The sequence below is a fragment of the Yoonia maritima genome, assembly GCF_002933395.1.
GTDB classification, from domain to species: domain Bacteria; phylum Pseudomonadota; class Alphaproteobacteria; order Rhodobacterales; family Rhodobacteraceae; genus Yoonia; species Yoonia maritima_A.
The window spans coordinates 224,891-237,189 of sequence record NZ_PKFN01000010.1 but is presented as its reverse complement, the minus strand read 5'-3'; the positions used below and the strand labels follow the sequence as shown (position 1 = coordinate 237,189).

14 protein-coding genes are annotated in these 12,299 nt (G+C 53.5%); 10 read left to right on the top strand and 4 right to left on the bottom strand.

The window, feature by feature from the left end:
* The first annotated feature begins 60 nt into the window (after positions 1 to 60).
* The 8 genes from CYQ09_RS14450 (at position 61) to CYQ09_RS14415 (ending at position 7,230) form a co-directional block, all read left to right on the top strand.
* Entirely contained in the window at positions 61 to 825 is a 765-nt protein-coding gene (locus CYQ09_RS14450) for a DUF2793 domain-containing protein (RefSeq protein ID WP_106746184.1), read from the top strand.
* A 292-nt stretch (positions 826 to 1,117) separates the two neighbouring features.
* Positions 1,118 to 1,678 carry a F0F1 ATP synthase subunit delta gene (locus CYQ09_RS14445; protein WP_204353964.1) on the top strand — a complete coding sequence of 187 codons (561 nt, stop codon included), beginning with the start codon at positions 1,118 to 1,120 and terminating at the stop codon, positions 1,676 to 1,678.
* Positions 1,679 to 3,214, top strand: a complete 1,536-nt coding sequence (gene atpA / locus CYQ09_RS14440; RefSeq protein WP_106746098.1) for a F0F1 ATP synthase subunit alpha — start codon at positions 1,679 to 1,681, stop codon at positions 3,212 to 3,214.
* A gap of 24 nt (positions 3,215 to 3,238) precedes the next feature.
* On the top strand, positions 3,239 to 4,111 hold the full coding sequence (locus CYQ09_RS14435; RefSeq protein WP_106746097.1) for a F0F1 ATP synthase subunit gamma: 873 nt from the start codon (positions 3,239 to 3,241) through the stop codon (positions 4,109 to 4,111).
* A gap of 18 nt (positions 4,112 to 4,129) precedes the next feature.
* Positions 4,130 to 5,554, top strand: a complete 1,425-nt coding sequence (atpD, locus tag CYQ09_RS14430) for a F0F1 ATP synthase subunit beta (RefSeq protein WP_106746096.1) — start codon at positions 4,130 to 4,132, stop codon at positions 5,552 to 5,554.
* A gap of 20 nt (positions 5,555 to 5,574) precedes the next feature.
* Positions 5,575 to 6,012: a F0F1 ATP synthase subunit epsilon gene (locus CYQ09_RS14425; protein WP_106746095.1), complete on the top strand. Its 438-nt coding sequence runs from the start codon at positions 5,575 to 5,577 to the stop codon at positions 6,010 to 6,012.
* A 118-nt stretch (positions 6,013 to 6,130) separates the two neighbouring features.
* Positions 6,131 to 6,481: an H-type lectin domain-containing protein gene (locus CYQ09_RS14420; protein WP_106746094.1), complete on the top strand. Its 351-nt coding sequence runs from the start codon at positions 6,131 to 6,133 to the stop codon at positions 6,479 to 6,481.
* Positions 6,482 to 6,630: 149 nt separating this feature from the next.
* Entirely contained in the window at positions 6,631 to 7,230 is a 600-nt protein-coding gene (locus CYQ09_RS14415; protein ID WP_106746093.1) for a hypothetical protein, read from the top strand.
* 52 nt (positions 7,231 to 7,282) lie between these two features.
* Here CYQ09_RS14415 and CYQ09_RS14410 read toward each other — a convergent pair whose 3' ends face one another.
* Entirely contained in the window at positions 7,283 to 8,302 is a 1,020-nt protein-coding gene (locus CYQ09_RS14410) for a ribose-phosphate pyrophosphokinase (RefSeq protein ID WP_106746092.1), read from the bottom strand.
* A gap of 116 nt (positions 8,303 to 8,418) precedes the next feature.
* Between CYQ09_RS14410 and CYQ09_RS14405 the strand changes: the two genes are divergently transcribed.
* Both CYQ09_RS14405 and CYQ09_RS14400 read left to right on the top strand, forming a co-directional pair.
* The gene (locus tag CYQ09_RS14405) at positions 8,419 to 9,015 is read left to right on the top strand and encodes a 2-hydroxychromene-2-carboxylate isomerase (RefSeq protein WP_106746091.1); all 597 of its coding nucleotides are present in this window, start codon (positions 8,419 to 8,421) and stop codon (positions 9,013 to 9,015) included.
* A complete protein-coding gene (locus CYQ09_RS14400; RefSeq protein WP_106746090.1) occupies positions 9,016 to 9,789 on the top strand; it encodes an alpha/beta fold hydrolase in 774 nt (257 codons plus the stop codon).
* On the opposite strand, the gene CYQ09_RS14395 is transcribed toward CYQ09_RS14400, so the two are convergent.
* From CYQ09_RS14395 to CYQ09_RS14385, 3 genes are read right to left on the bottom strand one after another with little or no spacing between them, the layout of a single operon-like run.
* A complete protein-coding gene (locus CYQ09_RS14395) occupies positions 9,770 to 10,816 on the bottom strand; it encodes a threonine aldolase family protein (protein ID WP_106746089.1) in 1,047 nt (348 codons plus the stop codon). The two genes, CYQ09_RS14400 and CYQ09_RS14395, sit on opposite strands and share 20 nt — an antisense overlap.
* Positions 10,817 to 11,287 (bottom strand): YcgN family cysteine cluster protein, encoded by a 471-nt coding sequence (locus CYQ09_RS14390; RefSeq protein WP_106746088.1) that lies wholly within the window; start codon positions 11,285 to 11,287, stop codon positions 10,817 to 10,819.
* A complete protein-coding gene (locus tag CYQ09_RS14385; RefSeq protein WP_106746087.1) occupies positions 11,277 to 12,218 on the bottom strand; it encodes a bifunctional riboflavin kinase/FAD synthetase in 942 nt (313 codons plus the stop codon). Before CYQ09_RS14385 ends, CYQ09_RS14390 begins: the two co-directional genes overlap by 11 nt.
* Positions 12,219 to 12,299 lie beyond the last annotated feature (81 nt).

Below are 12,299 nucleotides of genomic sequence, written 5' to 3'. Positions count from 1 at the left end.
TACGCTGTGGCCGCAATACTGCGCTGGATTTCACATTTTCCGAAAGGCGCGATTGTTCTCATGTCCGATCAAACTCCAAATCTGTCCTTGCCGTTCATCATGCCCGCGCAGGCGCAAAAACACGTCACTCATAACGAAGCGATCGAGCTGCTTGATATGTTGGTACAGCTTACATTGGAATCAAGCATGGCGGTTACGCCGCCGTCGGCTCCAACCGAAGGCCAATCTTGGGCGCTGGGCGTTGGTGCGACGGGCGACTGGGTGGGGCAGGATGGCCTGATTGCAACGTGGCGGGGTGGGGGGTGGCTATTTGTCGCGCCTCGCGATGGCTGGCTGGCATGGGTCCGCGATATTGCCGAATTGCAGGTGTTGAATGGTGGCCAGTGGGTGACGAAGGGAGCAGACCCTGAAACCCAAAATTTACCGATGGTTGGGGTGAATGCGACTGCTGACATCACCAACCGATTGGTCGTGTCGAGCGATGCAACATTGCTGAACAACGCGGGCGCGGGGCATCAGGTGAAGATCAATAAATCGGGGGCAGCGGATACGGCATCACTGCTTTACCAAAGCGGCTGGTCGGGCAGGGCCGAGATGGGGCTGTCTGGCAGCGATGATTTCAGCATTAAAGTCAGTGCAGACGGGGCAACTTGGGAATCAGCCATCGGGATTGATAGCGCAATCGGGCGAGTGCGCATCAATCAATTGTTGCATGTGGCACCAGGTGCCGCGCCCGCTAATCCCGAAGCTGGCGACATTTATTTCGATTCTTCAGCGGTGAAATTGCGCTGCTATGATGGGGGCGTTTGGCGGGACCTTTTCTAAGGTCAGTTGGGCGAAAGTAGGATTCGGGGGCGTGGTTGGAATTGACCACGCCCTTTTTCTTTTCCGTGTCAAATTCGAAGTGCGCTGATTGTATGCAGAAAAATGGTGACACAAATGCATATCGTGCTGATATGCTGTGGATTAACCGTGCAGAGTGCTTGCGACAACATAGTTGCTCTGCTACATCGCGCAGGATTTTGACGCTTTCGTGATCCACGGGGGCCAAACAAGTTGCCTGTTTGCTATCCGCTGTTGGGTGGTGATCTGGGCCTAAGACATCGGAAGGGTGGACGTGTCCGAAACTGCTGGTATCTCCACAAGCATTGCGTCGCGTTATGCGACAGCTGTGTTTGATCTTGCCAAAGAAGGTAAGGCCATCAAAGCGCTCGAAACTGACGTAGCTGCTTTGGAAACTGCAATCACCGACAGCGCCGATTTGCGCACGTTGCTGACATCGCCGCTATATAGCCGCGAAGAGCAAGGTGCAGCGATTGATGCTGTTGCGAAAAAAATGAATTTGTCTGCGACAACAAGCAACGTGCTTTCGCTGCTTGCTGGCAAGCGCCGCTTGTTTGTGTTGCCGCAGCTGTTGGCCGTACTGCAAGGCATGCTTGCCGAAGAGCGTGGCGAAGTGACTGCAGAAGTTACAGCCGCGAAGAAGCTGACAAAAGCGCAAGCTGACAAGCTAGCCAAAACACTTACTGCCCAAGTGGGCAAATCTGTCACTATCAAAGAAACTGTCGATGCATCAATCATCGGCGGTCTTATTGTCAAAGTGGGCTCTAAGATGATCGACACGTCGATTGCCTCAAAGCTCAACGCACTCCAGAACACTATGAAAGAGGTCGGATAAATGGCGATCCAAGCGTCTGAAATCTCTGCGATCCTTAAGGACCAGATCAAAAACTTCGGTCAGGAAGCCGAAGTGGCCGAAGTTGGCCGGGTACTAAGCGTTGGTGATGGTATCGCCCGCGTTTACGGCCTTGATAACGTTCAAGCCGGTGAGATGGTTGAATTCCCCGGTGGTATCCGCGGAATGGCCTTGAACCTTGAATCTGACAACGTTGGTGTTGTTATCTTCGGTTCTGACCGTGACATTAAAGAAGGCGACACCGTTAAGCGCACAAAGTCCATCGTGGACGTGCCTGTTGGTGACGAACTGCTGGGCCGCGTTGTTGACGGTCTTGGCAACCCATTGGACGGCAAAGGTCCAATCAAAACGACAAAGCGCGCAGTTGCTGATTCCAAAGCACCGGGCATCATCCCACGTAAATCGGTTCACGAGCCGATGGCGACTGGTCTGAAATCCGTTGACTCAATGATCCCAGTTGGCCGTGGCCAGCGCGAATTGATCATTGGTGACCGTCAGACAGGTAAAACAGCGATCGCACTTGATACGATCCTGAACCAAAAGTCTTACAACGACGCTGCTGCAAGCGACTCAGACAAACTGTACTGCGTATACGTAGCGATTGGTCAAAAGCGTTCGACAGTTGCTCAGCTAGTTAAAAAGCTCGAAGAGTCAGGCGCGATTGAATATTCAATCGTTGTTGCAGCGACCGCTTCTGATCCGGCACCAATGCAGTTCCTTGCACCATACGCTGCGACAGCAATGGCAGAGCACTTCCGCGACGCTGGCCGTCACGCGCTGATCATCTACGATGATTTGTCCAAGCAAGCTGTATCTTACCGTCAAATGTCTCTGCTTCTGCGCCGTCCACCAGGACGTGAAGCTTACCCAGGTGACGTTTTCTACCTCCACTCCCGTCTGCTCGAGCGTTCTTGTAAGCTGAACGAAGACAACGGTTCTGGTTCTTTGACTGCTCTGCCAATCATCGAAACCCAAGGTGGTGACGTTTCTGCGTTTATTCCAACTAACGTTATCTCGATCACTGACGGTCAGATCTTCTTGGAAACAGAACTGTTCTACCAAGGTATCCGCCCTGCGGTGAACACTGGTCTGTCAGTTTCTCGTGTTGGTTCTGCTGCGCAGACGAATGCGATGAAATCTGTTGCTGGTCCAGTTAAGCTTGAGCTTGCTCAGTACCGTGAAATGGCTGCGTTTGCGCAGTTTGGTTCCGACCTTGATGCCGCGACACAGCAGTTGCTGAACCGTGGTGCGCGTCTGACCGAGCTGATGAAACAGCCGCAGTACGCACCGCTGACCAACGCAGAGATCGTTTGCGTCATCTACGCTGGTACCAAAGGCTACTTGGATAACGTTGGCGTCAAAGACGTTGGCCGTTTTGAGGCTGGTTTGCTGAAGCACCTGCGTACAAACGCATCTGACGTGCTTGAAATGATCACCAAAGAAGATCCAAAGATCAAAGGCGACGCTGAAGCCAAGATCAAAGCTGCTTTGGACGCTTTCGCTGCTGATTTCGCTTAAACCCTAAGATAAGGAGACGAACACGTGCCTAATCTTAAGGACCTTAAAAATCGGATCGCGTCGGTCAAATCGACCCGTAAGATCACGAAGGCCATGCAAATGGTCGCGGCTGCAAAATTGCGCCGCGCCCAAGACGCAGCCGAGGCATCGCGCCCCTACACAGAGCGTTTTAACGCTGTGATGGGCGGGCTTGCTGCTTCGGTTGGCGGTTCAGAAAGTGCACCTAAATTGCTGTCCGGTACGGGCAGCGATCAGGTGCAGCTTTTGATCGTCATGACGGCTGAACGTGGTTTGTGTGGTGGCTTCAACGGCAACATTGCCAAGCTAGCCAAAACACATGCGCAAAAGCTGATCGCTGAAGGTAAGACAGTGAAAATCATCACTGTTGGTAAAAAAGGCCGCGACGCGATCAAACGCGAGTTGGGCGAATACTTTGTCGATCACGTCGACATGAGTGGCGTCAAACGTCTCGGCTATGTCGATGCGCAAAACATTGCAAAGGACGTGCTGTCCCGCTTTGATGATAACGAATTCGATGTCGCGACGATCTTTTTCGCGCGCTTTGAAAACGTTGTTACGCAGCACCCGACTGCACAGCAAATCATCCCAGCCAGCTTTGACGTAGCTGAAGATGCTGACACAGCACTGTACGACTACGAGCCTAGCGAAGAAGAAATTCTTGCTGACTTGTTGCCGCGTGGTGTTGCAACAGCAATTTTCAGTGCTCTGCTGGAAAACGCGGCCTCTGAGCAGGGCGCACGGATGTCTGCAATGGACAACGCGACACGCAACGCTGGCGACATGATCGACCAACTGACAATCGAATTTAACCGTTCGCGTCAGGCTGTGATCACCAACGAGCTGATTGAAATTATTTCGGGCGCGGAAGCGCTCTAGACCCCGGAGAAAACCATTATGGCAAACGCTAAAGGTAAGATCACGCAGATCATCGGCGCCGTCGTTGACGTGCAGTTCGGTGACCACCTGCCAGAGATCTTGAACGCCCTAACCACTGACAACAACGGCAAGTCGCTGACACTTGAAGTTGCACAGCACCTTGGTGAAAACACAGTTCGTACAATTGCGATGGACTCCACCGAAGGTCTGGTTCGCGGTCAAGAAGTGACCGACGAAGGCACAACAATCACAGTTCCAGTTGGCGACGCCACACTGGGCCGGATCATGAACGTTATTGGTGAGCCAATCGACGAACGTGGCCCAATCGGTGAAAAAGATCGCCGTTCCATCCACGCTGAGGCACCAGAATTCGAAGCGCAGTCAACTGCTTCCGAAGTACTGGTAACAGGCATCAAAGTTATCGACCTTCTCGCGCCTTACGCGAAGGGTGGTAAAATTGGTCTGTTCGGTGGTGCGGGTGTTGGTAAAACAGTTCTTATCCAAGAGCTTATCAACAACATCGCTAAAGTGCACTCTGGCTACTCCGTATTCGCGGGTGTGGGTGAGCGTACACGTGAAGGTAATGACCTTTACTACGAATTCATCGACTCCAAAGTTATCGACATGGATGACCTGACCAAGTCCAAAGTGGCCCTGGTTTACGGTCAAATGAACGAGCCTCCCGGTGCGCGTATGCGTGTTGCCTTGTCTGGTTTGACAATGGCCGAAGCGTTCCGCGACCAATCCGGTACAGACGTTCTGTTCTTCGTTGATAACATCTTCCGCTTTACACAAGCGGGTTCCGAGGTGTCAGCGCTTTTGGGTCGTATTCCTTCTGCGGTGGGCTACCAGCCAACACTCGCAACCGACATGGGTGCGATGCAAGAACGTATTACATCAACTAAAAACGGTTCGATTACATCCGTTCAGGCGATTTACGTACCTGCGGATGACCTTACCGACCCTGCGCCGGCGACATCGTTTGCGCACCTTGATGCGACAACCGTTCTGAACCGTGCGATCTCTGAAAAGGGTATCTACCCTGCTGTTGACCCGCTCGATTCAACATCACGCCTGCTGGACCCGGCAATCGTTGGTGAAGAGCACTATGCAGTTGCTGCTGACGTTCAGCAAATGCTGCAGCGCTACAAGTCGCTTCAGGATATCATCGCGATTTTGGGCATGGACGAACTGTCAGAAGAAGACAAACTGACCGTTTCTCGTGCACGTAAAATCGAACGCTTCCTGTCTCAGCCGTTTGATGTTGCTGAAATCTTTACAGGCTCACCTGGTGTTCAGGTTGCTTTGGAAGACACAATCGCATCGTTTAAAGCTGTTGTTGCTGGCGAATACGATCACTTCCCAGAAGGTGCGTTCTACATGGTAGGCGGCATCGACGAAGTGAAAGCGAAAGCCGAAAAAATGGCTGCAGCCGCAGCTTAATGAACCTGTAAGGAGCCAACATGGCAAACCTACAATTCGATCTAGTCTCGCCCGAGCGCCGTTTGGCGTCGGTCGAGGCGACCGAGGTCCAAATCCCCGGTGCTGACGGTGACATGACCGCGATGGCTGGCCACGCGCCAACCATCACGACATTGCGCCCCGGTATCTTGCGCGTGACACACAGCGGCACCACTGAAGAATATGTTGTTCTTGGTGGTTTCGCTGAAATCAGCGCGACAAGCATTTCTGTGCTGGCTGAACAGGCGCTGCACCGTGATGAGCTGACCCAAGAAGTCTACGATCAAATGATCGCAGACGCCAAAGAGCTATACAAAAAGCATGAAGAAGTGTTCGAAAACGAACCTGGTCCTGTCGATGACGCGGCCAAGCTGATTGCCGATATGGTTGCGATTGGGTCACACATCGGTCTGGACCCAAATCAATCTAACTTCGGTTAAGATTACGCAAACTATTGCCATTGGCCCCGTTTTACGGGGCCTTTTGCTATTGTGGGGTCGCGTTTGTTACTAAAAAGTGAAATACAACCGTAAGTAAGTTTTTAGTTCGCGAACAGTAATGCACAGATTAAGCAGTGGAACAGTAGGAATTGATCACGGAGAGGTGGTCTTATTCTCTGACTTTGAAGATGATGGCGCGATGTGGCGTGGCGAAGGCCCGCGCCAAAGTCGTGCAAAAGTGAAGTTTAAGGCGACCTACGGGTCCCCACCTCATGTGCAGGTATCGATGTCTATGTGGGACATTTCGAACTCGACAAACACGCGTGCCGATGTGCAGGCAGAGAATATTACCGAAGATGGCTTTGAAATCGTATTCCGCACTTGGGCCGATACGCAAGTGGCGCGGGTGCGCGTGGCATGGACGTCATTCGGAGAGCTCCCTCATGATGAAGGTTGGGAGCTTTACTGAGCGTAGCTTGGACGTAGATAGAACGCGTTGCGCGATTGGCGCAGTCATATATATTTTTAAGCTAGAACTAGATTTTAGACACCCAATATTTCAAATGTTCCAGCGCAGTCGCAATTTATACGACTGCTAGCAAAATTAGGAACTAAAATATGAGTATTAAATATTTCGCGTCTGTCGTGGCTTTGTGCGCGGCGACCTCTGTGAATGCTGAAGGACTATACTACGGTGGTGGTATTTCGATCACTCAAGCGGAATCAGATGCTGGATTTGGAGCGAACACGGTATCGAGCGACACTTACGGAGCAGTGACTGGTACGGTCGGCTACCGTTGGGACCAATCGAACATGTTCTATGGCGCTGAGTTTGGCTTGGACGTTGCTGTTGGAAGTTCAATGGAAGATGATGGCGCGGATTGTTTTACAGCCGCGAACGGGCCTTATTACTGTGACCATGTTTTGACGTCGCGATTGCGGGGAATCGTGGGCATGCCAATGGGGAGCTTCGAGGGTTTTGCTTCGTTCGGGTTTGCATCGATGAGTGGCAATGCCGCAACATTTATTAACACGCAGGACGTGGCAGTTAACTCTGGGTATACGTTTGGATTGGGTTTGCAGCAGGATCTGAGCGGCAATACACTTCGCTATGAGTTGATCTACGATAACTTAGAAACAAATACGCAAAGCCAAGGGTCTGGTTACGAGCCAACGTTTGAAGCAATCTCGCTGAACGTATCGTACCTATTTAACTAGGATATTAACGCGCCCCGTTCCAATGGACGGGGCGACATCAGGCTTATTAAACTTATTTCGCGGCGTATAGACCTTCGTAGATTGGGCCGAGCGTCTTGTGATCGAACAGAGATGACACAGACGTGCCGTTCCATGTGTTCAGGATCGCTTGGGCGAACATCGGTGCGGTTGGTACGATACGGATGTTTGGTGCGGCTTGAACAGCCTCGGTCGCGGCAATCGTGTCGGTGATGACAAGACTTTTCATTGCTGACTTTGTGATGCGTTCAACCGCTGGGCCGGATAATACACCATGCGTGATGTATGAATGAACCTCTTTCGCGCCATTATCCATCAGCACCTCAGCCGCTTTGCAAAGTGTGCCAGCCGTATCAACGATGTCATCGACGATGATACAAACGCGGTCTTTGACGTCACCGATAACAGTCATTTCTGCGACCTCACCGGGCTTGCCACGGCGTTTGTCGACGATGGACAGAGGTGCACCAATGCGCTGTGCCAGATCGCGCGCGCGCGCCACACCGCCAACGTCAGGCGATACGACCATAACGTCGTCCATGCAGGACCGGAAGTTATGCATCGCGTCGAGCGCGTAAATTGGCGACGCATAAAGGTTATCAACAGGGATATCGAAAAAACCCTGAATCTGCGTTGCGTGCAAATCTAGGGTAAGGATACGTTCTACACCGGCTTCGACCAGCATGTTCGCGACCAACTTAGCCGTGATCGGTGTGCGCGCCTTTGAACGGCGGTCTTGGCGGGCGTAGCCAAAGTAGGGGATTACTGCGGTGATACGGGCAGCTGATGAACGGCGCAGCGCATCGGCAATAATCAGCAATTCCATCAAGTTGTCGTTGGCGGGGTTGGATGTTGGCTGAACGATGAACATATCTTCGCCGCGGACGTTTTCAAAAACCTCCACAAAGATTTCGCCGTCGTTGAACCGTTCAACACGGGCGTCGACAAGTCCGACATCCATGCCGCGATGCATCGACATCCGGCGAGAAATTGCTTGGGCTAGAGGCTGATTCGAGTTTCCAGAAATCAGCTTTGGCGCGGTCATAGTTGGCATCAGTGGGGTCCTTTGGCAGAAGGCAGTAACAGAGGCGTGACAGATTCGAGGCGTTGACACCGACTAACACAGGGTTACCGTCGCGCAAACAATTCGCGCACTCTAGGAGACTAAAAATGGCCCATATCGACTATTTCTTCGCGACCATTTCGCCGTTTAGCTACCTATGCGGGACTCGCCCTGCAGAAATCGCGGCGAAGCACGGCGCGACCATCACTTATAAGCCGCTTGATATCATGAGCCTGTTTTCTCGGACGGGTGGCACAGCGCCCAAAGATCGGCACCCCAGCCGTATGGAATATCGTGCACAAGAATTGCGTCGTCAGACTGCCCATACCGGTATGCCTTTGAACCCAAAACCCGCATTCTGGCCAACGAATCCTGCGCCGTCGTCATATGCGATCATCGCGGCCCAGAACGAGGGTGGTGATGTTGCTGCATTGGTTTATGCGATCGGTGCGGCCTGTTGGGCGGAAGATCGCGATATTTCTCAAGATGAAGTTATTCGTGACTGCCTGACCAAAGCGGGCTTTGCCCCGGATCTGGCGGACAAACACATGCTGACCAGCGCCGATACATATGCCAAAAACCTAGAAGAGGCCGTCGCGCGTGGTGCGTTTGGTGCGCCGTTCTTTATCACCGACACGGACGAACGGTTCTGGGGTCAAGATCGCCTAGACGACCTAGACGCATATTCGGCTGGGCGCGGCTAAATGCAAAATATCATGGGGCATGACATTCATGCCGATACAGTCGGAGAGGGATCTCCGGCTCTTGTCTTGCATTGTGCGCTTGGCCGATCCGAAGCAATGATGCCGCTGGTCCAGCAACTTGGTTATCGGGCGACTTTGTTCGATCTGCCCGGGCATGGCCAAAGTGGTAATTGGGACGGGGCAAGCGACTATCAAAGGCTGTCAGCAGATGTTGCCGCCCAGTTGTGTGATGGACCGACGCATGTGATTGGTCATTCTTTCGGTGCGACCGCCGCCCTACGGCTGGCTGTGGAACGCCCTGAATTGGTAAACCGTCTAACGCTTATTGAACCTGTCTATTTTGTTGCCGCTAAGGGCACCGATGCCCACACGGAATTCGCAAAGGGGTTTCGCCCGTTTGTGGCAGCTATGCTGCGCGGCGAGGAAGACGCCGCCGCCAAGATGTTCAATGAAATCTGGGGCGGCATGCCGTGGGATGCGATGTCGGATCGGCGCAGGCAGTACCTGACAGAACGCATTCATTTAGTTGTAGCAGGTGCGGCCGAGATCGAAGAAGACGCGGCAGGGATCACATCGGAACAGCGGCTAGGCGCAGTTGATATACCCGTCACGCTTATCCGTGGCGGTGCGTCGCAGCCTGTCCTCGCTGATATTCATGCGACGCTGGCTGCGCGGTTACCGAACGCGACTGATCATGTGGTGCCGGGTGCAGGGCATATGCTGCCCATGACCCACGCTGATCAGGTTGCCGAAATCATCCGTTCAGCAGATTGATGAACTGCTGAACCCCGTCTTCGGTCATGGACCAATCGGTGACCAGACGGCCCGTTAACAGCGCGTCAGGGTCGCCCTCATCGGGATCGCCATTTATTACATAATAGAATGCGCCGCCATCCAGCATGCGCTTGTGTTCGCTACGTGGCATGTCGAAAAAGATGATGTTCGCTTGCGGGTCGTATTGGAGCGTCAGCGCGTTATGCCCGCGAAGCCCTTCGGCCAATTGTGCACAGCGGGCGTTGGCCGCGCGCGCAGTATCTAGCCATAGCCCATCGGTTAGATACGCCTGCATCTGTGCGGATAGAAAACGATGCTTGGACAGTAGATGGCCGCCGCGCTTGCGCCGCAGTTCAAATTCCCATGCAAGGTCAGGATCAAAGATCACGCAGGCCTCTACGCCCATCGCGCCGTTCTTAGTGCCACCAAAGCTTACGGTGTCGATGCCCGCCTTCCATGTCATTTCTGCAGGGCTGCAATCCAGCGCGACCAATGCATTTGCAAATCTGGCACCATCCATGTGGGTTTTCATGCCAAAGCCACTGGCGATGTCAGTCAAAGCCTTGATTTCGTCGAGCGTGTAGATCGTGCCTTTTTCGGTCACTTGCGTGATCGACAGGGGCCCGCGCTGTGGACCATGCACGCCACGGTTCTGTTCTGCCTCGATCTTGTTGCGCAATGTGTCTGGCGACATCTTCGCGTCGTCAGTCGGAACAAGCGTTAGCTTTGCTTGTGAATAGAACTCTGGAGCGTTGCATTCGTCTTCTTGGATATGGGCAACATCAGCGCAGAAAATCGTATCCCAAGGCTGGGACATCGTGGCGAGCAGTAGGGCGTTTGCGCTGGTGCCGTTAATGACCAGATATACGGCGGCTTCGGAGGCTTCGAATACGTCACGCACCTGCTGGCGTACCGAGTCCATGATCGCGTCCGCGCCATAACCGGGTGCATAGCCGGTGTTGGCAGCCATGATGGCCTCGATAACTTTGGGATGCGCAGGACCGGCATTATCGGATGAGAAAAACATTTAGGTTGGTTCCTCTATGATGTGGTCTTCCCAGTCGTCTTCGTCGACCTCGAATTCGGGGACGGTCATGCCTTTTACGGACACGCCTGCACGATGAACCGACTCTGGATCGCCAGTAATCAACGGATGCCAGTCGTACAGTGGGCGACCTTCATGGACCAGACGGTAGGCACAGGTTTGTGGCAGCCAATACATCGTTTCTTGGATCGTCTTTGGGGTCAGGACGATGCATTCAGGGACGAATTGATGACGGATAGGGTAATTGCTGCAAAGGCAGCTTTCGTCGTCCAAAAGGCGGCAGGCCACGCGTGTCATCACGACCACGCCAGTGTCTTCGTCCTCTAGTTTATTAAGACAGCATTTACCGCAGCCATCGCACAGCGCTTCCCATTCTGGTTTGCTTAGCTTGTCCATCGGTTTGGTTTCCCAAAACCGGTCGGCTAGGCCCGCGCGAGTGATTTCATTCGACATCTTGCAGGATCTTTCGGGCGGTGTCGCAATCAGCATCCATTTGAGCAATTAGCGCGTCGAGCCCATCGAACTTTAGTTCTGGCCGTAAGTACTCGACCAAGGCGACAGATAGGGTTGCGCCGTATAGGTCACCCTTAAAATCGAAAAGGAAGCTCTCGCAATTTGGAACTTCGCCATTGAACATGGGGCGCACGCCAATGGATGCAGCGCCATCGTATGTACCCGCATGAGGGCCGTCCAGAACGTCGACCTTCACTGCGTAGACGCCAAATTTCGGTGGGTGCAGCCCGGTGATCGACATGTTTGCGGTCGGAAAGCCAAGGTCACGACCACGCTGGTCGCCACGAATGACCTCGCCTTCGATCCGGTGCCAGTGACCTAGCATCGCGGCGGCATCGCGCGGTTTTCCATCGGTCAGCGCCTGACGGATCGCGGTGGAGGACACGTTGGCAGCGTCAACAGTTAGGATCGGTGCGACAGTTACGCCAAAACCCATTTCTTCGCCAAATGCCTGAAGGTCAGCAACCGTGCCAGCACGCCCTTTACCAAAACAAAAGTCAGCGCCAATAACCACGTGCTTTAGGCCCAACCGGTCAGTGATGACAGATTGCGCGAATTCGCGTGGGGTCAGGTTCGCGAGTGCTTCGTTGAACGGAACCTCATACAGCTTTTCGACGCCCAGCTTTTCCAATCGGTGGGCGCGCGCCTCTGCGTTCATCAGCCGAAACGGATTGGGATCGCGCGAAAAATAAGTGCGTGGATGGGGTTCAAACGTCATGACGCCCAATGGCGCATTCGCGGCCTTTGCCGCAGCCCGCGCAAGATCGATGACAGATTGGTGCCCGACATGGACCCCATCAAAGTTGCCAATAGCCGCGGCCGCGCCGCGGTCGCTAGGGGCAATAAATAGGGTGTCTCGGATGATGCGCATGGCCTTGCGTAGCGCGGCCTGAGGGGGGCTGCAACCCTATAGCCTTTCGGAAAGCGTGTATCCCTTTTCGCTGCCTCTTGG

Bases quoted from the DNA above. Each gene is read 5' to 3' on its own strand.
- CYQ09_RS14450 (WP_106746184.1), top strand. From the start codon at position 61: ATGTCCGATCAAACTCCAAATCTGTCCTTGCCGTTCATCATGCCCGCG.
- atpA (WP_106746098.1), top strand. From the start codon at position 1,679: ATGGCGATCCAAGCGTCTGAAATCTCTGCGATCCTTAAGGACCAGATC.
- atpD (WP_106746096.1), top strand. From the start codon at position 4,130: ATGGCAAACGCTAAAGGTAAGATCACGCAGATCATCGGCGCCGTCGTT.
- CYQ09_RS14425 (WP_106746095.1), top strand. From the start codon at position 5,575: ATGGCAAACCTACAATTCGATCTAGTCTCGCCCGAGCGCCGTTTGGCG.
- CYQ09_RS14420 (WP_106746094.1), top strand. From the start codon at position 6,131: ATGCACAGATTAAGCAGTGGAACAGTAGGAATTGATCACGGAGAGGTG.
- CYQ09_RS14415 (WP_106746093.1), top strand. From the start codon at position 6,631: ATGAGTATTAAATATTTCGCGTCTGTCGTGGCTTTGTGCGCGGCGACC.
- CYQ09_RS14410 (WP_106746092.1), bottom strand. From the start codon at position 8,302: ATGCCAACTATGACCGCGCCAAAGCTGATTTCTGGAAACTCGAATCAG.
- CYQ09_RS14405 (WP_106746091.1), top strand. From the start codon at position 8,419: ATGGCCCATATCGACTATTTCTTCGCGACCATTTCGCCGTTTAGCTAC.
- CYQ09_RS14400 (WP_106746090.1), top strand. From the start codon at position 9,016: ATGCAAAATATCATGGGGCATGACATTCATGCCGATACAGTCGGAGAG.
- CYQ09_RS14395 (WP_106746089.1), bottom strand. From the start codon at position 10,816: ATGTTTTTCTCATCCGATAATGCCGGTCCTGCGCATCCCAAAGTTATC.
- CYQ09_RS14390 (WP_106746088.1), bottom strand. From the start codon at position 11,287: ATGTCGAATGAAATCACTCGCGCGGGCCTAGCCGACCGGTTTTGGGAA.
- CYQ09_RS14385 (WP_106746087.1), bottom strand. From the start codon at position 12,218: ATGCGCATCATCCGAGACACCCTATTTATTGCCCCTAGCGACCGCGGC.